Genomic DNA, 23,478 nt, shown 5'->3' with positions numbered 1-23,478 from the left:
CACCACATCATTTATAATTATAAGTGATGTGGTGTTTCTAAATAAGCGAGGGAGTAAGGAAGAGCTTTCAAGACGTTTATTCCTCATAGTCATAATTGTGAGCTACTTCACCAGTCTGAAGTGTCGCCAAATACAACGTGGCAGGCAACGCCATAGACTTACCAAAATGCGCCATTTCCAATCGATGATGCAAACATGCCGTTTGCGATAGATAGCCTTCAACATGTGGCGAGCCACCAATTGTGGGTTCATCATCATAGGATAGTCACCACCTTTTAGCAATGCGGTGTCCACAAATCCCGGACGAAGATCGGTAAAATGTATCCTTAGACTTTTATTATTTGCCAGTTGTTCCAAAGCCTGAACATAAGTATTTTGTAAGGCTTTGGTTGCACTATACGCTGGAGCAGCACCCAAACCCTTCACACCAGCAATAGAAGAAATGACAGCTATTTGTCCTCCTCCATTGACTGCCATGTACCGATAGATAGTACCAATCATCCGAGTGAATCCTACACCATTGGTTTCTACAGTGTTTAGTTCTATATCTTCTTGCAATTCAGGATTTTGTCTACCTATCCCTGAAGCATGAATATAAAGATCAATTCCACCCATACGATGTATCAAATCGAGCAATGTTTGCGGAGCTTCTGGCGCACAAACATCAATTTGGGCAGTGAAGATTCTTTCATTATCCTGTCCATCCATGGCAGTAGTTGATGGATTTAACTGTTGTTGTTCCAACTTCCATTGCTCCATTTCTTCGATACGGCGTGCTGCAATGCCCACTATCCAACCATCTTTGTACAACAAGGTGGCTAACGCTTACCCCATACCTGACGAGGCACCCATGACAATAACCTTTTTCATCACCACAAATGTACGATAGATTGCGCAAAAAAAAGTAGTTTTACATGACATACTGAATAAAATTAACTATATTTGCATCAGTAACTATAATTTTCAACTTATGAAAGAATTTTTCAAGTATGTAGGAGCCACTATTGTGGGAATATTTGCAGTTGGTCTTATCCTCGCCATTTTAGGTGTGATGAGCATTATCGGAATGATAACATCCACACAGGCCACACAAAATGTTAGTAAGAACAGTGTTTTGGTTCTCAACCTTTCAGGCTCCCTGCAAGAGCAAAGTGACGACAATGTATTTGGGCTTTTTGCACAAGATTCTTTCGGAAGTTTAGGCTTAGACGAGATACTCTCCGCTATCAAGAAAGCCAAGGAAACGGACAAAATCAAAGGAATTTATATCGAATCTGGTATGTTCGTTGCTGATTATGCCAGTAGGCAGGAGATTCGGAACGCCCTACTCGATTTCAAGAAGAGCGGAAAGAAGATTGTTGCCTATGCAGACAGTTACTCACAAGGCAACTATTACATTGCCTCGGTTGCAGACAAAATCTTTCTTAATCCGCAAGGTATGATAGACTGGCATGGCATCGGAGCAGAGCCAATGTTCATAAAGGACTTGCTCGCTAAGTTTGGCATCCGTTTTCAAGTTATCAAAGTGGGCAAATACAAGAGCGCTACTGAAAGCGTCACGGCAGACAAGATGAGCGAGCCTAACCGCGAACAAACACAAGCATATATCAACGGTCTGTGGGCAAACGTATGTCAAGCGGTGAGCCAGAGCCGCAAGATTAGTGTCGACAAACTAAATGAATACGCCGATAGTCTCATCACTTTTAACAATCCTAAGGATTATGTTTCTGCAAAACTGGTGGACGGTCTTCTCTATACCGATGAAGTAAAGAAGGAAGTGAAGAAGACTTTTGATTTGGATATGGACGACCCTATTAACCAAGTGAGTATTGCCGAGATGAAAAATGTCAAGGAAAAGAGCGATGGCGATGAGATAGCTGTCTACTATGCGTATGGTAACATCGTTGATAACCCTATTACTGGTGGCATCTTTGGTGGTCAGCACGCCATTGTGGGACCTGCTGTTTGCAAAGACTTGGAAGCACTTGCAGACGATGATGACGTCAAGGCAGTGGTACTGAGAATCAATTCGGGCGGTGGAAGTGCGTACGCATCAGAACAGATGTGGCATCAAATTGCGGAACTGAAAAAGAAGAAACCAGTCGTAGTGTCCATGGGTGGAATGGCTGCCTCGGGTGGTTATTACATGAGTTGCAACGCCAACTGGATTGTAGCACAACCCACTACGCTGACTGGCAGTATAGGCATCTTTGGCATGATACCCGACAGAAGTCAACTGTTGACGCAAAAATTAGGCATTAAGTTTGATGAGGTAAAGACCAACCGCAACGCTTTGATGGGTTCAAATGCACGCCCCATGAACGAAGAAGAAATTGGATACTTGACACGTTACATTGACAGGGGATACAATTTGTTTCGTAAAAGAGTGGCAGATGGTAGAAAGATGAGCATTCATCAAGTTGAAGAGATTGCACAAGGACACGTATTTTTAGGACAAGATGCGTTGAAAATTAAACTCGTAGACGAGTTGGGAGGACTTGATAAGGCTATCGTTAAGGCTGCCAAGCTGGCGAAGATAGACAAATATCATACATCCAATTATCCTGAAGGGGACGATTGGATGGAACAATTGTTTAAGATGACTGGCGGTGGAAACTACTTGGACGAACAAATGCGCACTGCATTGGGCGACTATTACGAACCGTTTGCACTACTGAAAACCATGAACCAGCAAAGCATGGTGCAAGCCAGAATTCCTTTTTATCTAAACATCAGATAAAGTAATTCGTCAGGGTATTCACATTGATACCGCTTGTGAGGCAGACAACTGTCATAGACAATTTTACAAGAAAGCATCCTAATCAATTTTGAATGAGAACCGAAGGAGATTACATAAAGATTAACGAATGGCTCTATCCGCTAAGCTGGCTCTATGGTTTAGGGGTAAGAGTGCGTAATCAAATGTTTGAAATGGGCATTCTCAAACAGCAGGCATACGATATTCCTATCATCTCCGTGGGCAATATCACTGTTGGTGGAACGGGCAAGACGCCTCATGTGGAATATTTAGTGCGCCTCTTGGGCGACTTGGTGAAAGTTGCTGTGCTGTCTCGTGGATACAAACGTCAAAGCAAGGGCTATGTGCTTGCCCATGAAGATACTCCCATGCAGGAAATTGGTGACGAGCCGTTTCAAATGAAACGTAAGTTCCCACATATCTATATTGCTGTTGATAAGAACAGAAGACATGGGATAGCACACCTAACAACAGATGAAGAAACACGAGATGTTGATGTGATTTTGCTGGACGATGCTTATCAGCACCGATATGTTAAGCCTGGTATCAATATCCTGTTGGTAGACTATCATCGTTTCATTATGAATGATGAACTCTTACCGGCGGGCAGACTTCGTGAGCCACTATCTGCCAAAGACCGTGCCGATGTTGTCATTGTTACCAAGTGTCCAAAAGATTTGAAACCTATGGAGTTTAGGGTTCTCACAAAGAATCTTAACCTCTACCCTTTCCAATCGTTGTTTTTTACTGCCTTAGAATACGGAAAGTTAAAATCTTTTGACACGGAAAAAGAATGTTCCTTACGGTCGCTCAAACAACAAAATGTACTGTTGCTCACTGGTATCGCTTCTCCACAGCACATGAAGGAAGACCTCAAAAAGTACTGTAAGCACATTCAGCCAATGGCTTTTGCCGACCATCACCGCTTCACCTCCAACGACATCATGCACTTGAATGACACATTTGCACAAATGGAGGCACCCAAAATCATCATTACCACAGAAAAAGATGCCAGTCGTTTGACAGGCATCGAAGGTATGACGGATGAGGTAAAGGCAGCCTTACACATCCTACCGATTCAGATTAGATTCCTCTTGGACAGTGAGGAAGCATTCAACCATAAAATTATTAGCTATGTACAAAAAAAATCAAGAAACAGCATCCTGGTTAAAAGAAAGGATGACGACAAGTCCAAAGACAGCAATCATTCTGGGAACAGGCCTGGGACAATTAGCTTCCGAGATAACAGATAGTTACGAATTTCCTTATCAAGATATCCCTAATTTCCCCGTATCAACCGTTGAAGGTCATTCGGGTAAATTGATTTTTGGTAAATTAGGTGGCAAGGATATCATGGCGATGCAAGGAAGATTTCATTACTACGAAGGATATGACATGAAAGAAGTAACCTTCCCCGAACGAGTAATGTACGAATTGGGCATTGAAACATTATTTGTTTCTAATGCGGCAGGAGGCATGAATCCTTCGTTCAAAATTGGCGACTTGATGATTATTAACGACCATATCAACTTCTTCCCTGAACATCCTTTGCATGGAAAGAACTTCCCCACAGGTCCACGTTTCCCCGACATGCACGAGGCTTACGATAAAAGTCTACGCCAATTAGCTGACGACATCGCAAAAGAAAAGAACATTCGTGTAGTTCATGGCGTCTATGTGGGTGTACAAGGACCTACGTTTGAAACCCCTGCCGAATATGCTATGTACCACCGCTTGGGCGGCGATGCTGTTGGGATGAGTACCGTACCCGAAGTGATTGTAGCACGCCATTGCGGCATCAAGGTCTTCGGTATGAGCATCATCACTGACTTGGGCATTGAGGGAAAGCCTGTAGAAGTGTCTCACGAAGAGGTGCAAGAGGCTGCAAACAAGGCACAACCGCTGATGACCGAAATCATGAGAGAAATTATCAAGCGCAGCTAAGCACTGCCGCCACAGTTGAAACTATCGGGGAACGAAGGCACGCCATCTGTTAAAAATGAAGACTATCATACGCCACGTTTCTCGATGTTTTAGCGCATCTCCTTTTTATATTTCATATCACCAATAGATAATTTTGTTCATTCAGAACAACCACTTATTTACACACAAATCATTCTTACATGACTGCAATTTCTAAATTAGGCGAATTTGGACTTATAGAACAACTCACAAAAGACATTCAACTACAAAACAGTTCAACCCTGACAGGTGTGGGTGACGATTGTGCTGTCATGCACTATCCCCACAGTGAAGTGCTTACCACCACAGATATGCTAATGGAAGGAGTGCATTTCGACCTCACTTACATTGACTTACAACATCTGGGGTACAAAGCAGCAATGGTAAATATCAGTGATGTATTTGCCATGAATGGCACACCAAGGCAAATGTTGGTTAGCTTAGCCATTGACAAGCGGTTCAGTGTAGAAGATATCGAAGCCTTTTATAATGGTTTGCGCATGGCTTGCAACAAGTGGAAAGTAGACATTGTCGGAGGAGATACGACCTCTTCTCGAACGGGAGTAGCCATCTCCATCACTTGTATCGGTGAAGCAAAACCAGAGGAGATTGTTTATCGAAATGGTGCGAAAGACACTGATTTGATTTGTGTGAGCGGAGATTTAGGGGCTGCCTATATGGGATTGATGTTGCTGGAGCGTGAAAAGTCGGTGTACTACAAACAGGTAGACGAAATCCGTACCAAAATAATGAAAGCCAAAGAGCAGAAGAATCAAGCTCTTGTCACTAAACTTAACCATGATTTGAACAGTCTCGGAAACTTTCAACCCGACTTCGCAGGAAAAGAATATTTGCTGCAACGCCAACTACAAACCGAAGCCAGAGGTGATATTATTGAAACCTTAAGGGCTGCACACATCCACCCAACAGCGATGATTGATATCTCTGATGGCTTGAGCAGCGAGTTGTTGCACATCTGCAAAGAAAGCAATTGCGGCTGCAGAATCTATGAAAAGAATCTACCCATTGACTACCAAACAGCGGTGATGGCAGAAGAACTCAACCTAAACGTCACAACCTGCGCTCTCAATGGTGGGGAGGATTACGAGTTATTGTTTACCGTACCCATTGGTGACCATGAAAAAATACAAGCCTTGGAAGGCATCAAACTCATTGGACATATTACCCATGCCAACCTTGGAGCACAGCTGGTCACTCGAGACAATCAAGAATTTGCCTTGAAAGCACAAGGTTGGAATCCGTTGAAATCTTCAACTGCTGCTGAGTAAACTCCATTGGTTCATGACTCCTAAGAGATGACAGAAAGACAGACAGGGGTAGTTGTTTTACCTGTCTGTCAAGATATATCCTGCTATCTATCATGATGTTACAAACAGAAATGATAGCATAGCAGTTTTTCTTTGAACAAAACTTCTTATCGCATCCAGAGCTATCAACAGAAACTATCCTCACGAACAGCCGCAACAACAATTAAAGTTGGTACAACAAGCTGGGGGATTTTCGCTTCAAGACGTCTAATTGGACATCCGTTCCTGCCACAATGCCATACGAGCGCAGAATTTGTTCCACCGTTTTACGAGCCAATTCGGGATGATTATTCTCTTCGCTCAAGTGGCACAGCCAAACGTGTCGCAACTCCTCCGTCATGTTTTCTGCCAAAGCTCTTCCACATTCACTATTTGGTAAATGACCTGTTTGACTGGCTATTCTGGCTTTCAAGTGTGCAGGATAAGGTCCTTGTTCCAACATATCTTCATCGTGATTGGCTTCAATGACTAAGTAATTGGCTTCTGCAATGAATTCTTTCATCTCGTCAGCAATATGACCTACATCGGTCATCAGAACAAAGATAATTCCCTGGCAACTAATTCGATAGCCCACACTGTCACAACTGTCGTGTGGCACATGGAAAGGTGTTACCATGAAGTCGCCCACCTGAAGTGGTACTTGCTTGGTGAAACATCGTTTCAAGTTGGGGGCTACCTTGTTTCGTACACAAAAGTTTCGCTCAATACCATCGTGTACCTTGGCTGTCGCATAGACGGGCAGCGAAAATTCGCGACTCAACGAACCCACCGATTTGATATGGTCGGCGTGATCGTGAGTGATAATAATATGATGAATATGGGAAAGAGATAGCCCGTTTTCCTTAAACGATCGCTTCAATGTTCGGACGCCTAAGCCAGCATCAATCATCAATCCATCGTTCTCTGTAAATAAACAATAACAGTTGCCGCTGCTACCGCTTCCCATGCATATAAATTGCAACATGAATATAAATTTGAAGTTACAAAAGTATTAAAATCAAACGATATGCGCAAATTTTTAGCTATCTTTGCCATGATTTAGGAAAGCGAAAGGAATGAAAGTAAAGTTAATCATTTTCAGTATGTGCGTATGGGTCAGTGGCTTGCTCATTGCAGCCTGTTCATCGCATAAAGATGAACCCCAACTCAAAGAGGCTGCCAATGGTTTTGCAGCAACTTTCTTTAATTGGCAACTGAACGAGGCTTTGCCCTATTGCACTCCCGAATCAAAGAAATGGATTGAGTATGCAGGTTCGCAAATCACGCAAGAAGACATTGATTTGCTTAAAGCTCAAGACGAAGGAGCTTCACATCAACTCGAAAATATTAACTATCAATCGGGAGACACGACAGCCACAGTAGTTGTAAAAGTGAAAAACGTAATGTTGCTTGATTCGATTGGGAAATCGGGAAAGATGATGGATAAGGCTTCTTTCCAAATACACTTATGTTATCGGAATAAGCAATGGAAAGTCCTCCTCATGTCTCTACCCAGCCCCATGCGCAACAGCAAAATTTAATTAGGCCTTATGTTGATGAGTGATACTAAGAAACAACTCAAATGTTAGTCTGTATCACCACTCATTCAATAAAAAAAAACTCAGTATTTTGGTAAAATGATGGAGCGTCTTTGTCCTGTTATTTTACCAAAAAACGACCATTAAAAATCTTCAAAATAGAAAAAAAGAATAGGCAAACGACCGACAAAATTGTGCTGATTTTAGCAAAATAACCCACTCGAAAAGTTAGAACATTGAGTTAATGCGCTTGGAAACATGTATTAGAGGTGTTATTCGCATGCTTCAGCGGCATTAAAGCATGCAAATAGTTAGCTTAGAACAATGCTTTAGCAGACAAAAAGGGATGAAAAAAGGATAGTAACGAGAAGATTTAAGCGTAATTTATTTAATATCAACGAATTATGAAAGTTGCTCATTTTTAGCGTATTTGCGACCAACTTTGCCGTTGGTTGATTTTACGCGAGTTTTGAGAGGCACTTTGTAAAGAAAATTCAGCAATTATTCACCTTCCATACAGCATACTAACAACGCTGCAAATACAGTTGGGTTGGTATAGTTCGTAGTAAAAATATCGTTCCTCAAAAGAAAGAACCGTGTGCTTGTATCTTGCTTCAATTCGTATCGTTTGGAATAAAAAAGGCTATATTTTGAACATTTCGTTTGTGCTATCCAAAATTATCCTTTAACTTTGCAACGAAATAATAAAGTGTTATATCAATGAAATTTTATCGCAATTTATGCTTGGTTGCAGTGTGCAGCCTGTTGGTATCGTGCTTCAAAGAAGAACCTCTGAATGCCGAATGCGACATTTTAGCAGTGAGAGTTGCTGACAATCAATTGCAAGAGATGTTTTTTAATGAAACTGAGCGACAAATTGATGTGTTGTCAGGAGATAGTATCATTAATTTTAAGGTAAGACGTAAAGCAGATTTGAAAGCGATTGCTCCCCTATTCAAGATAACAGAAGGGGCAACCATACAGCCTGCAAACGGAAGCACACACGACTTTAGCAAAGGCTCCGTTACATATACAGTAACTTCGGAAGATAAACAATGGAGCAGACGATACAAGGTTAGTTTTATCCCAACATCGCAAACAGTGAAGGATACCATTCACTTTGATTTTGAACATTTCAGAATAGAACCTACCGACAAAAAGTTCTATTTGTGGTATGACTTTGACGAAAATGGAAAGGAGACTGATTATTGGGCAACGGGTAACATTGCCTTCAGTATTGCTGCGGGCGACAAACCGGCAGATGAATATCCCAGTGTACCAGTTTCAGAAGGTGGACACCACGGCGCTTATGTTCGACTGACAACTCGCAGTACAGGACCTTTGGGTGCCATGTTTGGTAAACCTACCGCTGCAGGCAATATGTTTTTTGGTAAATTCGATGCTGGACAATCGTTGGTAGATCCTAACAAAGCAACCCAGTTTGGTATTCCATTCGACAAAAAGCCTATCAAGTTTACAGGCTGGTACAAATATCAACCCGGCAAAAACTTTCAGAATCAGCAACAAAAGATTTTGAAAGATCGCACCGACCAAGCAGCAATATACGCCGTACTCTATCGTAATACCGTAGTTGAGGGCGATGGCGAGGGCAAATCTAAAAAAATATTTCTCGACGGTAACAATATCCTAACCAGTGAACACATTGTAGCTATTGCCCAAATGGAGAATATAAAAACGACCTCTGAATGGACACCTTTTGACATATCTTTCCAATATCATCAATCCATTGATGAGAATATTGTAGAGAATAGAGGATATAGTTTGGCGATTGTTTTCTCATCAAGCCGTGATGGTGCCATGTTTGAAGGTGCTATTGGAAGCGAACTATGTATTGACGATATTCGTATCATTTGTACTACAGAGGAGTAATAAAAGATGAAGAAGAAACAAATTATTTTAGCCACTGTTTTGAGTGTATTTACTTCCCTGTCCTGTTTGGCAGAATCTTGGTGGCATCAATTAGAAGTAACCGCACGAATAGGATATAATTTAGGTGGTACTGCACCCTTTGGTCTACCTGCTTCCATTCGTTCATTAGAAGGCTATAAGATGCCCAACAACTCGGTATTTGAATTAGATGGTACGCAAGCCATCAACGAAAGTTGGTCATGGAGTTCAGGTCTTCGATTTGAAAACAAGGATATGTTGGTGGATGCCAGGGTTAAAAATTATCACATGGCAATGGTACAAGGTCAAAGTGCCATGGAAGGCATGTTTACTGGATATGTACACACCGAGGTACGGCAATGGATGGTGACACTTCCCGTGCAAGTAAGTTATCACGTTCATCCCCGTATCAATTTACGTGCTGGAGTGTATGGCTCGTATCTGCTTACCAAATCGTTTACGGGCAACGCTTACAATGGTTATTTGCGTGTTGGTTCTCCTACTGGTGCAAAAATAGAATTAGGCAATGATCTGGGAACGCGTGGCGACTACGACTTTTCTTCGGACATGCGCAACTTTCAGTTCGGTATTGTGACGGGTGTTGACTTCCACGTCTACCGCCGCATCGGACTGTACGCTGATGTGAATTGGGGTCTGACTGGCATCCATAAAAGTTCATTCAAAACAATAGAGCAAACGCTTTACCCCGTGTACGGCACCATTGGACTTTCTTACAAAATAAAATAAAGTAAGCGGGGCATTGCTCACACCTATAAAAACAAAATAGCCAGTTGAAAAGCATTTTCTTCTCAACTGGCTATTTTCTTGAAGTAGGCATTCTATGGATGCCTGGTTGCAAATCGAATTACTTCTCTTCTACTTTAGTAGTGGCTGGCTTGTCATTGGTTGTTTTCTCTTTATCTTCCAACTTGGCACGCAACTTACCACTCTCTTTCTCAATCTTCTCTATCTTGTTTTGCAACCGCAATATTTCTTTCTCTTTCATCACAATCTCCTCGCCTTGATTTTTTATCGTAGTGAGTAGAGAGTTCAACTCTTCATTATCAATATCTTCAGGATATAAAGTATTTACGCGATTGATAAAATCTCCTAAGATATTCATATAATTGGTAAAGGCATCAAAAGCACTGCTATAAATACCACGATTGAAACCTACAGCAGATGATTTTGTGGTCATAAACCTAAAGTTGTTGCTCGCCTGTAGATAATCCCAGTCTTGGTTAATACGTGGATCGTTGGCAATGCGAACCCTATCGGCAACACTATAGAGCTTGTTAAAAGCTTCACGCTGCATGGGATTTCCCAACCAAGTACTTACATCACGTTCTTCATCATACCAACTCAACGTATCAGGCACGTCTAATGCGTCAACAGTATTCATATTAGCGCATATCTCGCTCGGTGTAGAAAAAGTGATTTTCTTTTCCTTGGCGCAGGCTGGCAACGCTTTGAAGAACTCTAAGATATTGGAGTTCAGAGGTTGTGCAATTCCAATAGCCGACAAGTTCATAAAGATATTGACCACTTGCTCACGTTCAGGTAAATCCGCAATGCGATCTATAAAATAATCGGCAAACAAAGGATAGCCCGGCCAGTCTCTGTTGTTGAAGCGTAGCGAAATATCATCACTCATTCCAACATCTCTTAACAGCAACTTGAGTTGGGGTGCCAAGGCACAATGATAAAGGTAATGAGGAGACTTCCAGCCCAATACGTGCTTCGCTCCCTCTGTCAGCATGCCCTCAAAGCCCATATTTGCTACTTGCAATCCAATATCGTCACTATAAATAAGCGATGAGTTACGCAGGACTTTAGGATATTGTCCAAAGTATTCGTGCATCTTCTGACATTGCCGTTTCACTTCTTCTGCAAAACTTTCTTCATTGGCTAAAGATGCCAATCCATGCGAATAGGGTTCTGCCAAGAATTCCACACAGCCTGTTTCATTCAGCTCTTGCAACTTTTCTAATACCTGTGGGGCGTGGATTTCCATTTGTTCCATTGCCACCCCCGACACAGAGAATGCTACCTTGAAGTACTTATCGCTTGAATGAATCATGTCTAACAAGGTGTTCAAAGCTGGCATATAAGACTTTTCTGCAATCTCGGTCATCATACGCTCATTCTCGTAGTCGTCATAATAGTAATGATCGGTACCAATATCAAAAAAGCGATAACGTTTCAGTTGTATGTTTTGGTGTATCTCGAAATAAAGACAAATTGTTTTCATGATCTAATGAGTTTTTCATTTATACTGATGAATATCTTTTCTATTGGATAGAACTTATCGCCATCCCATTGTGCGTTCGTAAAGTTCTCGAATCCACAATCCTACTTTTTCCCAAGTAATCTCGTCAACTTCTCGCTTGCCTTCTTCTTGAAGATATTTGAACAAGCTTTCATTGTGACAAATAGAATACATGGCATCTGCCAAAGCATTGATGTCCCAGTAGTCTACCTTGATACAATTGTGCAATATTTCTGCACATCCACTTTGCTTGGAAATGATGGAGGGCGTGCCACATTGCATCGCCTCGAGTGGCGAGATACCAAATGGTTCGCTAACAGATGGCATCACATATACATCAGAGGCTTTCAGGCATTCGTAAACTTGTTTGCCACGCATGAAGCCGGGAAAGTGAAAACGGTCGGCAATACCACGCTTTGCAGCTAAGTAAATCATCTGGTCCATCATGTCGCCCGACCCAGCCATACAAAACCTGATGTTATGCGTACGATGCAACACCATGTTAGCAGCTTCCACAAAATACTCGGGACCTTTCTGCATCGTCAAGCGTCCTAAGAATGTCACCACCTTCTCTTTTCCTTCATGATTAGGTCGTGGAATATCTTCCAACTCTTGTCGAAGTGGATAGACAGCGTTGTGCACCGTAAAACATTTGCGTGGGTCTTGATGATATTGATGAATAACGGTTTGTCGAGTCAGTTCACTCACGCACATAATACAGTCCGCATAGTCCATCCCATTTTTCTCAATGCCATACACAGTGGGATTGACTTTTCCTCTACTACGGTCAAAGTCTGTAGCATGCACATGGATGCAGAGCGGTTTTCCACTCACCTGCTTAGCATGGATTCCTGCTGGATAAGTAAGCCAATCGTGTGCGTGGATAATATCGAAATCCCTTGAACGTGCCACCACACCTGCCACAATAGAATAGTTATTGATTTCTTCATGCAAATTATCAGGATATCTTCCAGAGAACTCTATACATCCCAAATCATTCACTTGCATGTAACTGAAATCAGCATAGATATGGTCACGTAGCTGATAATACTCCTCGGGACTGGTAATCGCTCCTATTCTTCCTTTGACGTAGTCATAATCTACATCATGCCATACCACAGGCACATTGTTCATTGCCAGAATATGGGCATTCGATTGGTCTTCATCGCCCCAAGGTTTGGGTAAGCAGAAGGTGATGTCCATGTCGCCTTGTGCATGCAGACCTTCCGTAATACCAAAGCTTGCTGTGCCTAAACCACCTAAGATATGAGGAGGATACTCCCATCCAAACATTAATACTTTCATCTGTTCGTCCTCCTTTTTTAATATTTATACTTTTCCAATAACTCAAGTGTCCGCAGAATCTCAGCCACATTGATGGCATACGAGATGGCACCACGACCGCTAAAGGGCGGATTTCCATCAAACAACTCTGGGATTGTACCCAAGCAATGGCGTATCATTTCATCTTCATATCCTACCATCTGACGCTCAATAAAGCTCAAACGAGTTCGTTTGTAGAGCTTCAAATTTGCTTCCATATAGAAACCACCTAACCATGGCCACGCTGTTCCTTGGTGATAGGCATAGTCACGTTGTGTTTGTGGACCGAAATACATTGGATTATATCCCACACTCTTCGGCGAAAGGGAACGCAGTCCCTTCGGCGTTAGCAACTCTCGGGTACAAATATCCAATACACTTTTCTTCTGTTGTTGCGTCAAAGGTGAATAGTCAAAAGCTACAGCGAAAACCATATTTGGCCTAACACTCTTGTCTTGATAGCCTTCATCCACATAATCGAAGAGATAGCCACAATCATTATAAAAGGTCTGAACAAATGCTTCTCCACATTTCTCTGCCATCGACTCATAGTGGTTAGCTGCTTCCTGATCATGGGCTGCAAGGCACAGCGCCGATACATATTTCAAGGCATTGTACCACAAAGCATTAAATTCAACAATATATCCTGTCCGTGGAATCACGGGGCGTCCATTCACAGTAGAGTTCATCCAAGTCACAGGTCTATCTTTACCATTCGTTTTCAACAATCCATTGGATTGCAAACTGAGATTTGGATGGCGACCGTTGATAATATATTCAATGATTTGATGTACTGTCTCTCCATACAGTGATAAGCATTTCTCTAATCCTTCCGACTTTCCATATTGCTGAATCGCCCATATCGCCCACAGCAATACATCGGGTTGGTCTATCTCATAGATTTTAACAGAGAGGGGCTCTCCTTGCATAAATTCTTGTAAACCTTGAAGGGCGGTCTTCATTACTTTCTCAAAATAGTCGGTTTCCTCGATAGACAGCGTCAATCCTGGCAAAGCTATAAAGGTGTCACGAGCACGACATTTGAACCAAGGATAGCCAGCAATGAGGTAGCGTTCATCTTCTGAGGCTCGAATATGAAACTGATGAGCCGCATTCACCAAACAATGAAAGAAGTTATTGCGAGGACTACGAGATTCTACTTCTTGTGTAAAAACAGATAACATCTTTGTGGTGTCACTTGAAGAAGTAGACGCTGCAAAGACTACACTCTCCCCTTTTGTAATTCCCATCTCGAAATATCCGGGTACGTATAAATCCTCATTCGACGCATAACCGCGTTCCTGTTCTTTAGGATATTCTACTCCACGATACCAATCGGGTTGAAATACAAATTCATTCTTCTTAGAGAACTGCATGTACAAATCGGGGTAACCTGCATACATACAAGTTTTTATGCCATTAGGTACTTCATCGTAGGCACGACTTGCCGTTGCATTTTCATGTGTAAACTGTCGCACACTTCGAAAAGCTAAGAAGGGTTTGAACCTGAGTGTCGTTGATGAATGTGCATCCAACAATGTGTAACAAATCAGAATCCTATCTTCATAGTGCTGAAACACCACCTCTTTTTTCAGTAAGACACCTCCCACTCGATATATCGTCGTAGGAACTTTATCGCAATTAAACTGTCGAATATATTTGTGACCCTTTGGGCTGAAATGATTTCCCTGATATTTATGAAGACCTAAATTAAATTCTGCACCGTGCTGTATAACGGTTACATCCAACGAAGATAACAAGACATGGTTGTCTTCATCGATATCAGGAATTGGAACGGTCAGCAGTCCATGATACTTTCTGGTATTACAATCTACAATCGTTGAACACGCATAAGCTCCCGATCGATTGGTACGCAGTATTTCTCTTTGGAGCGAATAGTCCAAATTCGTCATCAGGGCCTTTTCAAACTTAATGTAACTCATAGGCCTATATTAGTGTGTAATTTATGTTTTTATAGATTTAACGTTTCATGCGGCACCTCTTATTTTTAATTAGAGATTCCTATCATGCGCTTTCAAAGTTACTCATTTTTTTAGTAAATATGAAACAATTCCTATATTTTTTGTTTTTTCTTTCCTTTTTTTGTTCTAATCAGGCAGCAAGAAGTTGATGACATCTGGGGCAATCGAGATAGTAAACTTATTGACTGGCGTTTTCATGAGTCGTCCATCAATGCCCACCATAGCACGCTTGGCTGCAAACACTTCTACTTTCTTCGTGCGATAAGGATGCACACTGCGGTGATTCAGAAACTTTCCACGTAAAAACAGATAAATGCCTTCAAAGAGTTGCGTCATCTCTGGATGATAGACAATTGACACATCCAACAGTCCATTGTAAGGCACGGCATTAGGTGTTTGCCCATACCCCAAAGCATTGCCCACACAAACGGTCATCACTTTGCGTTTGATGACATCGGTATTGATTTTTAAGTGCATCTTATAATCTAAACGCTGGAAAAGTAACAAGCCAAACGAAAACAAGAAAGACAAGGCACGCGAACCAAAGATATGGTTCATTTTTCGCCGCAAATTCATGATAGAAGCCACATATCCAATGTTTATGCAGTTCAGGAAATAGCGTCGACACGCATCTCCCTCCGTATTGGTGTAACGGATGCAGCCCATGTCTATCTTCTTCACTCTACGGCGTTTGAACGCTTTAACAAGCTTTTCTTCATCATCTTCCTCTATTCCCCAAAAGTGTGCAAAGTCGTTCATTAGTCCATTGGGTATCAATCCCAACACAATTTGGTTGCGTGTCTCTACATCTACCTGCATCAAACAGTTCACCGTATCATTCAAGGCAGAGTCTCCCCCCACCACAATAATGGTTTTGTAGCCACTGTTGATGAACATTTTGATGAGTCGCTGCACACTACTTGCACTTTCGCTTTGCACATAATCATAAGCCATCTGCTGTTCCTTCAGATATTTCTCTATCTTTTCCCAGCGTTTTTGTGGTCTGAAAGCGTTTGTCTTTGGACAATATAAGATGCCCCATCGATTGTTGTCAATTGCCATATATCTGTTGTACTTGTTTTATTTTCTCTGGAGTAGGTAACAAAGCGTCTATCCAATGAATCTTGAATCCTCTGCGTTCCATGCCTCGAAACCATGTCATCTGCCGTTTAGCAAACTGATGTATCGCTATTTCGAGACGCTGAAACATCTCATCGTATGACAGCTCACCTATTATATATTCGGTTACATATTTGTATTCCAACCCATAGTATATCAAATCGTTAGCAGGTATTCCTCTTGCCAACAATCCTTGTATCTCTTCTACCATTCCTTCTTTGAGCCGTTGCTTGAGTCGGTTGGTAATCTTTGCTCTTCTGCTTTCGCGATCAATATCTAACCCTATGATACAAGTCTCTATAGGAGGAAGGCTTCGATTCTCAAGAGGATGCTCTTTATTGTACGTTTCAATCTCAATGGCACGAATGGCACGCTGTGCTGTATCCACGTCTGAACGGTTGTGCATCGTCGAGTTGTTCTGCGCTTTCAACCGAATGAGTTGCTCGGTGAGTTCTTCCAACGAGCATCCTTCCAAGCTGTTACGCAATTCAGGGTTTTGAGGAACTGGCGAAAGTGCATACCCTTTCAGCACCGCTTCAATATATAGTCCTGTTCCTCCACACAAGATAGGCTGTCGTCCTCTGTTCACGATGTCCTGATAAGCAGCATGAAAATCCTGTTGATATTGAAAGAGGTTATATTTTTCGCCAGCATTGACAATGTCTATCAAATGATAAGGAACGGTGTACCCATGTACTTCGTAATCTGCCAGGTCTTTCCCCGTGCCAATATCCATGCCACGGTACACTTGCCGACTGTCCGCACTGATGATTTCGCCTCCCATCTTAACAGCAAGCTGGGCAGCAAAGGCAGTCTTTCCACTGGCCGTAGGACCTAAGATTGTTAACAACTTCACGCTACAAATATAATAAAAAAAAGCCGTTCGACAGAAATCGAACGGCATATTTATCGTTAAACGACTATTTTTAATTAGCCATTCACCTTAGCCATGTGCTTGATTAGTTCAACAACCTTGTGAGAGTAACCAATCTCGTTGTCATACCAAGAAACAACCTTAACGAAGGTGTCGGTCAAAGCAATACCTGCTTTTGCGTCGAAGATAGAGGTACGAGCATCGCCCAAGAAGTCAGATGAAACAACAGCCTCGTCGGTGTAGCCAAGGATACCCTTCAACTCGCCTTCAGAAGCGTCCTTCATTGCCTTGCAGATTTCTTCATACTTCGCTGGCTTAGCCAAGTTCACAGTCAAGTCTACTACAGAAACATCCAAAGTAGGAACACGCATTGACATACCAGTCAACTTACCGTTCAACTCAGGAATAACCTTACCTACAGCCTTTGCAGCACCTGTTGAAGAAGGAATGATGTTGCCAGAAGCAGCACGACCACCACGCCAATCTTTCATTGAAGGACCGTCAACAGTCTTTTGTGTAGCTGTTGTAGAGTGTACAGTAGTCATCAAACCGTCGGTGATACCAAACTTGTCGTTCAATACCTTTGCGATAGGAGCCAAGCAATTGGTGGTGCAAGATGCGTTAGATACAAACTGTGTACCCTTTACGTATTTATCGTGGTTAACACCGCAAACAAACATAGGAGTGTCGTCCTTAGAAGGAGCAGACATTACTACATATTTTGCACCTGCGTCGATGTGTGCCTGTGATTTCTCTTTGGTCAAGAACAAACCAGTAGACTCAACTACGTATTCAGCACCAATCTCGTTCCATTTCAAGTCAGCTGGGTTACGTTCTGCTGTTACACGGATAACATTTCCGTTTACTATCAATTGAGATTTTTCTACGTCAGCTTCGATAGTGCCATCGAATTGACCGTGCATGGTGTCATATTTCAGCATATAAGCCAAGTAATCTACTGGGCAAAGGTCGTTAATACCTACTACTACTACGTCTTTAGCATTTGCTTCTTCCAAAGAAGCGCGGAATACGAAACGACCAATACGGCCAAATCCGTTAATACCAATCTTAATCATTTTACTTTCTTTTTATTAAAGGGTTAAAAAATAAATATTTTAATTGTTATCGAACAAAATCTTATTTTACCTCACTACTTATATTATATAGATCGAAAAAGACGTCGTTCCTGAAACATTTTCTTCTTTTCAACTGCAAAGTTACATTTTTTTTCTATATTTGCAGTGGCTATTAGTCTTAAATTTCTTAAAAAAGAAAGGTTTACAAGTCATTCTGTCACATGTACATGGCATAATGACTACTTAATGCAGAAGAATGAGATTTTTTAATGTGATATGATTCAAAATATAATTGACTATGAGTAAATTTTTAAATGAATTCAAGGAATTTGCCATGCGTGGCAATGTGATGGACATGGCAGTCGGTGTTATCGTTGGCGGTGCCTTCGGTAAAATCGTCACCTCATTGGTGAATGACATCATCATGCCCCCCTTAGGTTTTGCCTTGGGACGGGTTGATTTCACCGATTTAAGCATTAAATTGGGTGAGAAATTAGCTGAGGATGGAAAAACCATGGAAGCGGTTACGCTGAACTATGGTAATTTTATTCAAGAGGTTGTCAACTTCCTGATTATTGCTTTCTGTATCTTCTTGGCTATCAAGGGCATCAATTCGCTCTCTAAGAAAAAAGAGGAAGTGAAAGAAGAGCCTGCTGCTCCAGCACCAACCAAAGAGGAGACGTTGCTCGAAGAGATTCGCGATTTGCTAAAAAACAAATAATCTGTACGTATGAAAACGATTGGAAACGTCCTTTGGCTTGTCTTTGGAGGTGTAGAAGCTGCCCTTCAATATTTCCTTGGAGGATGCCTTCTCATGCTGACCATTGTCGGTATTCCCTTTGGAAGACAGGCTTGGAAAATTGGCTTTTTCATCCTTTGGCCCTTTGGCTCTAAGGTGGTAAGCACATCGGAAGGCAACGGTTGTCTCAACGCAGCCATGAATTTGATATGGATTGTGTTTGCTGGAATTTGGATTAGTATAACACATGTCTTTTTTGGCGTCTGTCTATACCTCACCATTATCGGCATCCCCTTTGGCAATCAGCATTTCAAAATGGCAAGACTGGCTCTCAATCCGTTTGGCAAAGACGTTCAGGTACAGTAAACGCTGGTCGACACCATACCGATAAAGTCATCGTCGTGTAACGATTCATGAAGCTGACAAATGAAAAAGAGGTGCAGAAAGCAATCACACTTTCTGCACCTTTTTCTTTTATTTAGTACTGCTAAACACGCATACCTGCGCCCCACAGCGCATTGCATGCAAACACGATGCTTAATCTTTCAGCGAATAAGTGATAGTGGTCACCACCCTAACCTTCTTAATATAAGGTGTATTGGAATCGCGGTCTTCAATAGAGAACTGTCCTTGGTCGGCACTTACAATCTTGCTCAACTTGCTATGACTGTTCTCCGCAAACTGTTGTGCGGTCTTCTCCGCATTCTCAATGGCTTCTTGCATCATCTTAGGTTTCATCGAACTGAAAGCAACGTATTCGTACTTCACAGGATTTTCATATCCTCCTTCAACAATGGCAACACCCAATTTCAACAAATTGCCTTGCTTAGCAATAATCTGTCTCACCAACTTCACCTTTTTCGAGGTCACCGTGATTGATGAGGTGATGTTATAGCGATAACGTGACTCATTGTTTGAATACTGATTGGCATTCATATCAATGACCGATGGCGCATTGACACTAATTTCACTTTCGCTGATTCCATTGTCCAACAAGAATTTCTTAATAATGGCTTGCGTGTGTCCAATCTTCTCATAGAGTTCTGGTAAGTCGTTGCCCAACTCCTTCGACAGGATAGGCCAGGTCACTTTGTCCGCCTCTACTTCACGCTCGGAAAGTCCTTTCACCGTCACTTTGTGGTCTTTATTCACAAAGTTATCGATACCACCTTTGAGTGCAAAACCCAATATTACAATGCTGACAGCCAATATGGTTGCCGAAATAATTCGTTCTTTTTGCATAATTTGTATCGTTTTATAAGTTTCACTTCCCCACTGTTCTCTCAGTGTGTTGATGCAAATATAACAAAAAAGGATAAGAACTGCGAGTTTTAAGTGATAAAATTTTGGAGATAAAACTGTCATAAAGTAGGAACTAAGAGCTGACAACCTTTATCGTTTTCAACCTTCTGTATCATCTCATCTTAAAATTCGGCAACAGCGATTTGGTTCTACAACAGCTACATCGTCTATCATGATAGTTCCTGTTTTCACCGCCTGATTTACTCATCTTCTGTAAAATACAGATAATCACAACGTTGATTACGAAAAGGAGCAACCACAGTTCTTTGTTTGTTGGATGATATTGGTACGACCAAAATCACCAACAAAAATGCCCACAAAACCTCATTTGCAGAATTGGTGATACACTTCATAAATGAATAATAAATTCTGAATTTTCTTTACAAAGTGCCTCTCATAACTCGCGTAAAAACAACCAACATCAAAGTTGGTCACAAATACGCGAAAAATGAGCGAGGTTCATAATTCTTTGATGTTAAGGATGTTATGCTTGCAGCTCCTCTTTTCAATCCTATTTTTACCGTTTTTGGGCGACTAAAGCATTGAGATAAGCTCACAATTTGCATGCTTTAAGGCTGCTGAAGCATGTGAATAACACCCTTAAAGAGTGTTTCCAAGAGCGTTAGAGTAATATTCTAACTTGAAAAGACATCTATTTTGGTAAAATCAGGGCAATTTTGTTGATCATTTGCCTATTGATTTTTTCTATTTTGAAGATTTTAGATGGTTGATTTTTGGTAAAATAATAGGACAAAAGAAAAGGCTGTATTTCACAACAAGTCGGCATTATGAACCGCAGTTTAGTGATCAGCACACTTCGCTGTTACAGTTGTTTGTACCACTTTTTCAATGCGGGGCGTGGCACACCTAATTCTACCAGCCTGTCCAAATCAGCTTTTGCCCGTTGCTTTCTGCCCAATTTTAGCCACAGCTCTACCCTATTGAGCAAGTAATCTGAGTTGTCCGCATCACGTTTCAAGGCTTCGGTATAGTCATATACCGCCAATTCTATCATGCCTTGCTCCTGCTCCATGCCAGCTCGTGCGGCATAAGCGACGGCACTATCGGGGAACTGATTCACCAAACGGTTGATTTGATTCATCGCCTCGGTATGATGTTTATCTTTTTGATTGAGCAGCGCCAAGCCCAATTGTGCCGAAAAATGTCCGGGTACCACTTTCAAAAGATTTTCATAATCTAACCGTGCAAAATTATATCTTCCCAACTGTTGGTTGGCATAAGCACGATAATACAGCCCTGCGATGTTATCAGGATGACTTCGCAACACTTGGTCGTACTCATCTTTGGCATATTGCCATTGCTCCAACTGAAGGTTGAGAGCTGCCTTTTTCAACCGCAAATCGACACTGTCAGGATAGCAAGCCAACCTTTCTGTCGCCTCCTTGAGCTGACTGCGGAGCGTTTGATGGTCTTGTGCGTACATAGATAAAGAATAAAGATGAACACACACGCACAAGCATGTTATTATCAATAAATTATGAATTTCAGCAAAACGATTCATTTGAAGCATTGAGTTAATAAAGAAGGGAAAATAAGTGGAAAATAGAAGTGCGATAGAATTGCAAATTCATTCCTTTTGGTCACTGCTTTTATGATGTTGCATGACATCCTTCCCTCTCTGTGTTACGCTCTTAAAATGGAGGATTTTCCCCCGACGTCATTCCATTAAAAGGGGTTGAATCGTCTGGAGGTGGTGGCGGAAAACCGTCGTTCATGCGCGATTCCACAAACTCGCCTCCCTCGCGAACAGGCATTGAATACCGATCGTCCACGTTTTCAAAACGAGTAAACTCGCCACGGAAGTTGAGCAGCACGTCGCCCGTAGCACCTTTACGGTGTTTGGCGATAATGATTTGTGCCTTGCCACGCAGGTCTACTCCGTTGGCATCTTCATACAAGCGGTAGTATTCTGGGCGATGCACAAAAAGCACCATATCGGCATCTTGCTCAATAGCACCCGACTCACGGAGGTCGCTCAACTGTGGACGTTTGCCTTCCAATCCCTCTCGGTTCTCTACATTACGGCTCAACTGTGACAGCGCCAACACGGGAATGTCCAACTCTTTCGCCAATCCTTTGAGCGAGCGAGAGATGGTAGACACCTCTTCTTGGCGGTTACCAAAGCGAATACCGTTGGCATTCATCAATTGTAGATAGTCGATCATGATGAGCTTCACCCCCTTTTCGCGCACTAATCTACGAGCTTTGGTGCGCAGTTCAAAGATACTAAGCCCTGGGGTGTCGTCTATATAAATAGGTGTACCTGTAAGATTGCGCACTTTGACGTCAAATCGTTTCCACTCCTCATCCGACAACTGACCACTCAAAATTTTGCTACCCGATATCTCGCAAGTATTTGAAATCAAACGGTTCACCAACTGTACGTTGTTCATTTCCAAAGAGAAGAAAGCAATGGGTTTGTTATGATCAACTGCAATATTCTTTGCAATAGATAGGGCAAAAGACGTTTTACCCATAGCTGGACGTCCTGCGATAATCACCAAATCCGATTTCTGCCACCCGCTGGTAATCTCATCTAATTTGGTAAAGCCCGACGGAAGGCCCGTAAGGTCGCCCGTATTGGCAGAGGCTTTTTGCAAAATATCTGTGGCCTGCGCGATGATGGGGTCAATCTGGGTGTAATCCTTCTTCATGTTGGTTTGCGAAAGCGTGAAGAGATTACCTTCGGCTTCTTGCATCAACTCGGCAATATCTTGCGTTTCATCAAAGGCTTTGGTCTCTATCATGCTGGCATACGAAATAAGTTGGCGCGCCAACGATTTCTGCGCAATAATCTTGGCATGATATTCAATGTTGGCAGACGAAGCCACTTGCGAACTCAACTCTAATACATAGGGTGCTCCACCAATCTCGTCAAGGGTGCCCTCTCGCTTGAGTTGGTCTATAACAGTCATGATATCCACAGGATTTTCATCCATGTTAAGGGTTTGGATAGCATGGTAAATCTTCTGATGTTTGGGGTCGTAAAAGGTCTCTGGACGTATAAGTTCGGAAACAACCGAAAAGGCATCTTTGTCAATCATCAATGCACCTAACACTACACGTTCAACATCGGTTGCTTGAGGTTGAACATGCGCATAGGTAGTATCTATCGGAGTCGTTTTTTTGGTCTTGGGTGTTGCCATATCATGTACTGTTTTTATCAAGAAGAACGATTGAGTCGGGAGTGCAAATGTATAAAAAAAACTTCAACTACTCGCATGCCTTTGTACAAATTAACAAGTTATGAAAGATGGTGTGACTTTTTTCTTGTTTTTTTGTTTTTCCCAGTAAGATGAA

General features: G+C 42.0%; 20 protein-coding genes. 9 read left to right on the top strand and 11 right to left on the bottom strand.

Annotated elements, in window-relative coordinates; translation table 11 throughout:
- Positions 1 to 102 precede the first annotated feature (102 nt).
- Positions 103 to 813 (bottom strand): SDR family NAD(P)-dependent oxidoreductase, encoded by a 711-nt coding sequence (locus BN35_RS01800; RefSeq protein WP_248616652.1) that lies wholly within the window; start codon positions 811 to 813, stop codon positions 103 to 105.
- Between the two features lie 157 nt (positions 814 to 970).
- On the opposite strand from BN35_RS01800, the gene sppA reads away from it, so the two are divergent.
- The 4 genes from sppA (at position 971) to thiL (ending at position 6,009) form a co-directional block, all read left to right on the top strand.
- Positions 971 to 2,740 (top strand): signal peptide peptidase SppA, encoded by a 1,770-nt coding sequence (gene sppA / locus BN35_RS01795; protein WP_025071719.1) that lies wholly within the window; start codon positions 971 to 973, stop codon positions 2,738 to 2,740.
- A gap of 92 nt (positions 2,741 to 2,832) precedes the next feature.
- Entirely contained in the window at positions 2,833 to 4,011 is a 1,179-nt protein-coding gene (gene lpxK / locus BN35_RS01790) for a tetraacyldisaccharide 4'-kinase (protein WP_025071720.1), read from the top strand.
- Positions 3,893 to 4,702 carry a purine-nucleoside phosphorylase gene (locus tag BN35_RS01785; RefSeq protein ID WP_081411419.1) on the top strand — a complete coding sequence of 270 codons (810 nt, stop codon included), beginning with the start codon at positions 3,893 to 3,895 and terminating at the stop codon, positions 4,700 to 4,702. Before lpxK ends, BN35_RS01785 begins: the two co-directional genes overlap by 119 nt.
- 179 nt (positions 4,703 to 4,881) lie before the next feature.
- Positions 4,882 to 6,009 carry a thiamine-phosphate kinase gene (gene thiL / locus BN35_RS01780; protein WP_025071722.1) on the top strand — a complete coding sequence of 376 codons (1,128 nt, stop codon included), beginning with the start codon at positions 4,882 to 4,884 and terminating at the stop codon, positions 6,007 to 6,009.
- Positions 6,010 to 6,211: 202 nt separating this feature from the next.
- Here the strand turns inward: thiL and BN35_RS01775 are convergent, their stop codons facing one another.
- Entirely contained in the window at positions 6,212 to 7,012 is an 801-nt protein-coding gene (locus tag BN35_RS01775; protein ID WP_025071723.1) for an MBL fold metallo-hydrolase, read from the bottom strand.
- 91 nt (positions 7,013 to 7,103) lie between these two features.
- On the opposite strand from BN35_RS01775, the gene BN35_RS01770 reads away from it, so the two are divergent.
- The 3 genes from BN35_RS01770 (at position 7,104) to BN35_RS01760 (ending at position 10,220) form a co-directional block, all read left to right on the top strand.
- On the top strand, positions 7,104 to 7,568 hold the full coding sequence (locus tag BN35_RS01770) for a hypothetical protein (RefSeq protein ID WP_025071724.1): 465 nt from the start codon (positions 7,104 to 7,106) through the stop codon (positions 7,566 to 7,568).
- A 717-nt stretch (positions 7,569 to 8,285) separates the two neighbouring features.
- Complete coding sequence (locus BN35_RS01765; RefSeq protein WP_025071725.1) at positions 8,286 to 9,455, top strand: PCMD domain-containing protein; 1,170 nt, start codon at positions 8,286 to 8,288, stop codon at positions 9,453 to 9,455.
- Between the two features lie 6 nt (positions 9,456 to 9,461).
- A complete protein-coding gene (locus tag BN35_RS01760; protein WP_025071726.1) occupies positions 9,462 to 10,220 on the top strand; it encodes an outer membrane beta-barrel protein in 759 nt (252 codons plus the stop codon).
- 118 nt (positions 10,221 to 10,338) lie between these two features.
- On the opposite strand, the gene BN35_RS01755 is transcribed toward BN35_RS01760, so the two are convergent.
- The 6 genes from BN35_RS01755 to gap form a co-directional block, all read right to left on the bottom strand.
- Complete coding sequence (locus BN35_RS01755) at positions 10,339 to 11,724, bottom strand: glycoside hydrolase family 57 protein (protein WP_025071727.1); 1,386 nt, start codon at positions 11,722 to 11,724, stop codon at positions 10,339 to 10,341.
- A 54-nt stretch (positions 11,725 to 11,778) separates the two neighbouring features.
- Positions 11,779 to 13,047, bottom strand: coding sequence for a glycosyltransferase family 4 protein (locus tag BN35_RS01750; RefSeq protein ID WP_025071728.1), 1,269 nt, complete (start codon positions 13,045 to 13,047; stop codon positions 11,779 to 11,781).
- A gap of 17 nt (positions 13,048 to 13,064) precedes the next feature.
- Positions 13,065 to 15,008 carry a glycogen debranching enzyme N-terminal domain-containing protein gene (locus tag BN35_RS01745; RefSeq protein WP_025071729.1) on the bottom strand — a complete coding sequence of 648 codons (1,944 nt, stop codon included), beginning with the start codon at positions 15,006 to 15,008 and terminating at the stop codon, positions 13,065 to 13,067.
- Between the two features lie 165 nt (positions 15,009 to 15,173).
- The gene (locus BN35_RS01740) at positions 15,174 to 16,109 is read right to left on the bottom strand and encodes a diacylglycerol/lipid kinase family protein (RefSeq protein ID WP_025071730.1); all 936 of its coding nucleotides are present in this window, start codon (positions 16,107 to 16,109) and stop codon (positions 15,174 to 15,176) included.
- Positions 16,099 to 17,070 (bottom strand): tRNA (adenosine(37)-N6)-dimethylallyltransferase MiaA, encoded by a 972-nt coding sequence (miaA, locus tag BN35_RS01735; RefSeq protein WP_025071731.1) that lies wholly within the window; start codon positions 17,068 to 17,070, stop codon positions 16,099 to 16,101. The genes BN35_RS01740 and miaA overlap by 11 nt, the downstream gene beginning before the upstream one ends.
- Positions 17,071 to 17,096: 26 nt before the next feature.
- On the bottom strand, positions 17,097 to 18,116 hold the full coding sequence (gene gap / locus BN35_RS01730) for a type I glyceraldehyde-3-phosphate dehydrogenase (protein ID WP_025071732.1): 1,020 nt from the start codon (positions 18,114 to 18,116) through the stop codon (positions 17,097 to 17,099).
- 298 nt (positions 18,117 to 18,414) lie between these two features.
- Here gap and mscL point away from each other — a divergent pair, with 298 nt between their 5' ends.
- Both mscL and BN35_RS01720 read left to right on the top strand, forming a co-directional pair.
- Positions 18,415 to 18,837 (top strand): large-conductance mechanosensitive channel protein MscL, encoded by a 423-nt coding sequence (gene mscL, locus BN35_RS01725; RefSeq protein WP_025071733.1) that lies wholly within the window; start codon positions 18,415 to 18,417, stop codon positions 18,835 to 18,837.
- A 9-nt stretch (positions 18,838 to 18,846) separates the two neighbouring features.
- Entirely contained in the window at positions 18,847 to 19,221 is a 375-nt protein-coding gene (locus BN35_RS01720) for a YccF domain-containing protein (protein WP_025071734.1), read from the top strand.
- A 171-nt stretch (positions 19,222 to 19,392) separates the two neighbouring features.
- Here BN35_RS01720 and BN35_RS01715 read toward each other — a convergent pair whose 3' ends face one another.
- From BN35_RS01715 to dnaB, 3 genes are all read right to left on the bottom strand, one after another.
- Positions 19,393 to 20,097 (bottom strand): SIMPL domain-containing protein, encoded by a 705-nt coding sequence (locus tag BN35_RS01715; RefSeq protein ID WP_025071735.1) that lies wholly within the window; start codon positions 20,095 to 20,097, stop codon positions 19,393 to 19,395.
- A gap of 883 nt (positions 20,098 to 20,980) precedes the next feature.
- Complete coding sequence (locus BN35_RS01710) at positions 20,981 to 21,601, bottom strand: tetratricopeptide repeat protein (RefSeq protein ID WP_102937998.1); 621 nt, start codon at positions 21,599 to 21,601, stop codon at positions 20,981 to 20,983.
- A gap of 208 nt (positions 21,602 to 21,809) precedes the next feature.
- The gene (gene dnaB, locus BN35_RS01705) at positions 21,810 to 23,324 is read right to left on the bottom strand and encodes a replicative DNA helicase (protein WP_025071736.1); all 1,515 of its coding nucleotides are present in this window, start codon (positions 23,322 to 23,324) and stop codon (positions 21,810 to 21,812) included.
- Positions 23,325 to 23,478 lie beyond the last annotated feature (154 nt).

This window comes from Hoylesella timonensis 4401737 = DSM 22865 = JCM 15640 (assembly GCF_000455445.1).
In the GTDB taxonomy this organism is placed as follows: Bacteria; Bacteroidota; Bacteroidia; order Bacteroidales; family Bacteroidaceae; genus Prevotella; species Prevotella timonensis.
Note: the sequence above shows the minus strand (reverse complement) of the source record. Positions and strands in the feature narration are given on the sequence as shown.

What these genes read in the sequence shown, in the direction of transcription:
- mscL (WP_025071733.1), top strand. Translation starts at nt 18,415, where the DNA reads ATGAGTAAATTTTTAAATGAATTCAAGGAATTTGCCATGCGTGGCAAT.
- BN35_RS01710 (WP_102937998.1), bottom strand. Translation starts at nt 21,601, where the DNA reads ATGTACGCACAAGACCATCAAACGCTCCGCAGTCAGCTCAAGGAGGCG.
- BN35_RS01755 (WP_025071727.1), bottom strand. Translation starts at nt 11,724, where the DNA reads ATGAAAACAATTTGTCTTTATTTCGAGATACACCAAAACATACAACTG.
- BN35_RS01760 (WP_025071726.1), top strand. Translation starts at nt 9,462, where the DNA reads ATGAAGAAGAAACAAATTATTTTAGCCACTGTTTTGAGTGTATTTACT.
- gap (WP_025071732.1), bottom strand. Translation starts at nt 18,116, where the DNA reads ATGATTAAGATTGGTATTAACGGATTTGGCCGTATTGGTCGTTTCGTA.
- BN35_RS01745 (WP_025071729.1), bottom strand. Translation starts at nt 15,008, where the DNA reads ATGAGTTACATTAAGTTTGAAAAGGCCCTGATGACGAATTTGGACTAT.
- BN35_RS01765 (WP_025071725.1), top strand. Translation starts at nt 8,286, where the DNA reads ATGAAATTTTATCGCAATTTATGCTTGGTTGCAGTGTGCAGCCTGTTG.
- miaA (WP_025071731.1), bottom strand. Translation starts at nt 17,070, where the DNA reads ATGCCGTTCGATTTCTGTCGAACGGCTTTTTTTTATTATATTTGTAGC.
- dnaB (WP_025071736.1), bottom strand. Translation starts at nt 23,324, where the DNA reads ATGGCAACACCCAAGACCAAAAAAACGACTCCGATAGATACTACCTAT.
- BN35_RS01740 (WP_025071730.1), bottom strand. Translation starts at nt 16,109, where the DNA reads ATGGCAATTGACAACAATCGATGGGGCATCTTATATTGTCCAAAGACA.
- BN35_RS01785 (WP_081411419.1), top strand. Translation starts at nt 3,893, where the DNA reads ATGTACAAAAAAAATCAAGAAACAGCATCCTGGTTAAAAGAAAGGATG.
- BN35_RS01770 (WP_025071724.1), top strand. Translation starts at nt 7,104, where the DNA reads ATGAAAGTAAAGTTAATCATTTTCAGTATGTGCGTATGGGTCAGTGGC.
- BN35_RS01750 (WP_025071728.1), bottom strand. Translation starts at nt 13,047, where the DNA reads ATGAAAGTATTAATGTTTGGATGGGAGTATCCTCCTCATATCTTAGGT.
- thiL (WP_025071722.1), top strand. Translation starts at nt 4,882, where the DNA reads ATGACTGCAATTTCTAAATTAGGCGAATTTGGACTTATAGAACAACTC.
- BN35_RS01715 (WP_025071735.1), bottom strand. Translation starts at nt 20,097, where the DNA reads ATGCAAAAAGAACGAATTATTTCGGCAACCATATTGGCTGTCAGCATT.
- BN35_RS01720 (WP_025071734.1), top strand. Translation starts at nt 18,847, where the DNA reads ATGAAAACGATTGGAAACGTCCTTTGGCTTGTCTTTGGAGGTGTAGAA.
- lpxK (WP_025071720.1), top strand. Translation starts at nt 2,833, where the DNA reads ATGAGAACCGAAGGAGATTACATAAAGATTAACGAATGGCTCTATCCG.
- BN35_RS01775 (WP_025071723.1), bottom strand. Translation starts at nt 7,012, where the DNA reads ATGTTGCAATTTATATGCATGGGAAGCGGTAGCAGCGGCAACTGTTAT.
- sppA (WP_025071719.1), top strand. Translation starts at nt 971, where the DNA reads ATGAAAGAATTTTTCAAGTATGTAGGAGCCACTATTGTGGGAATATTT.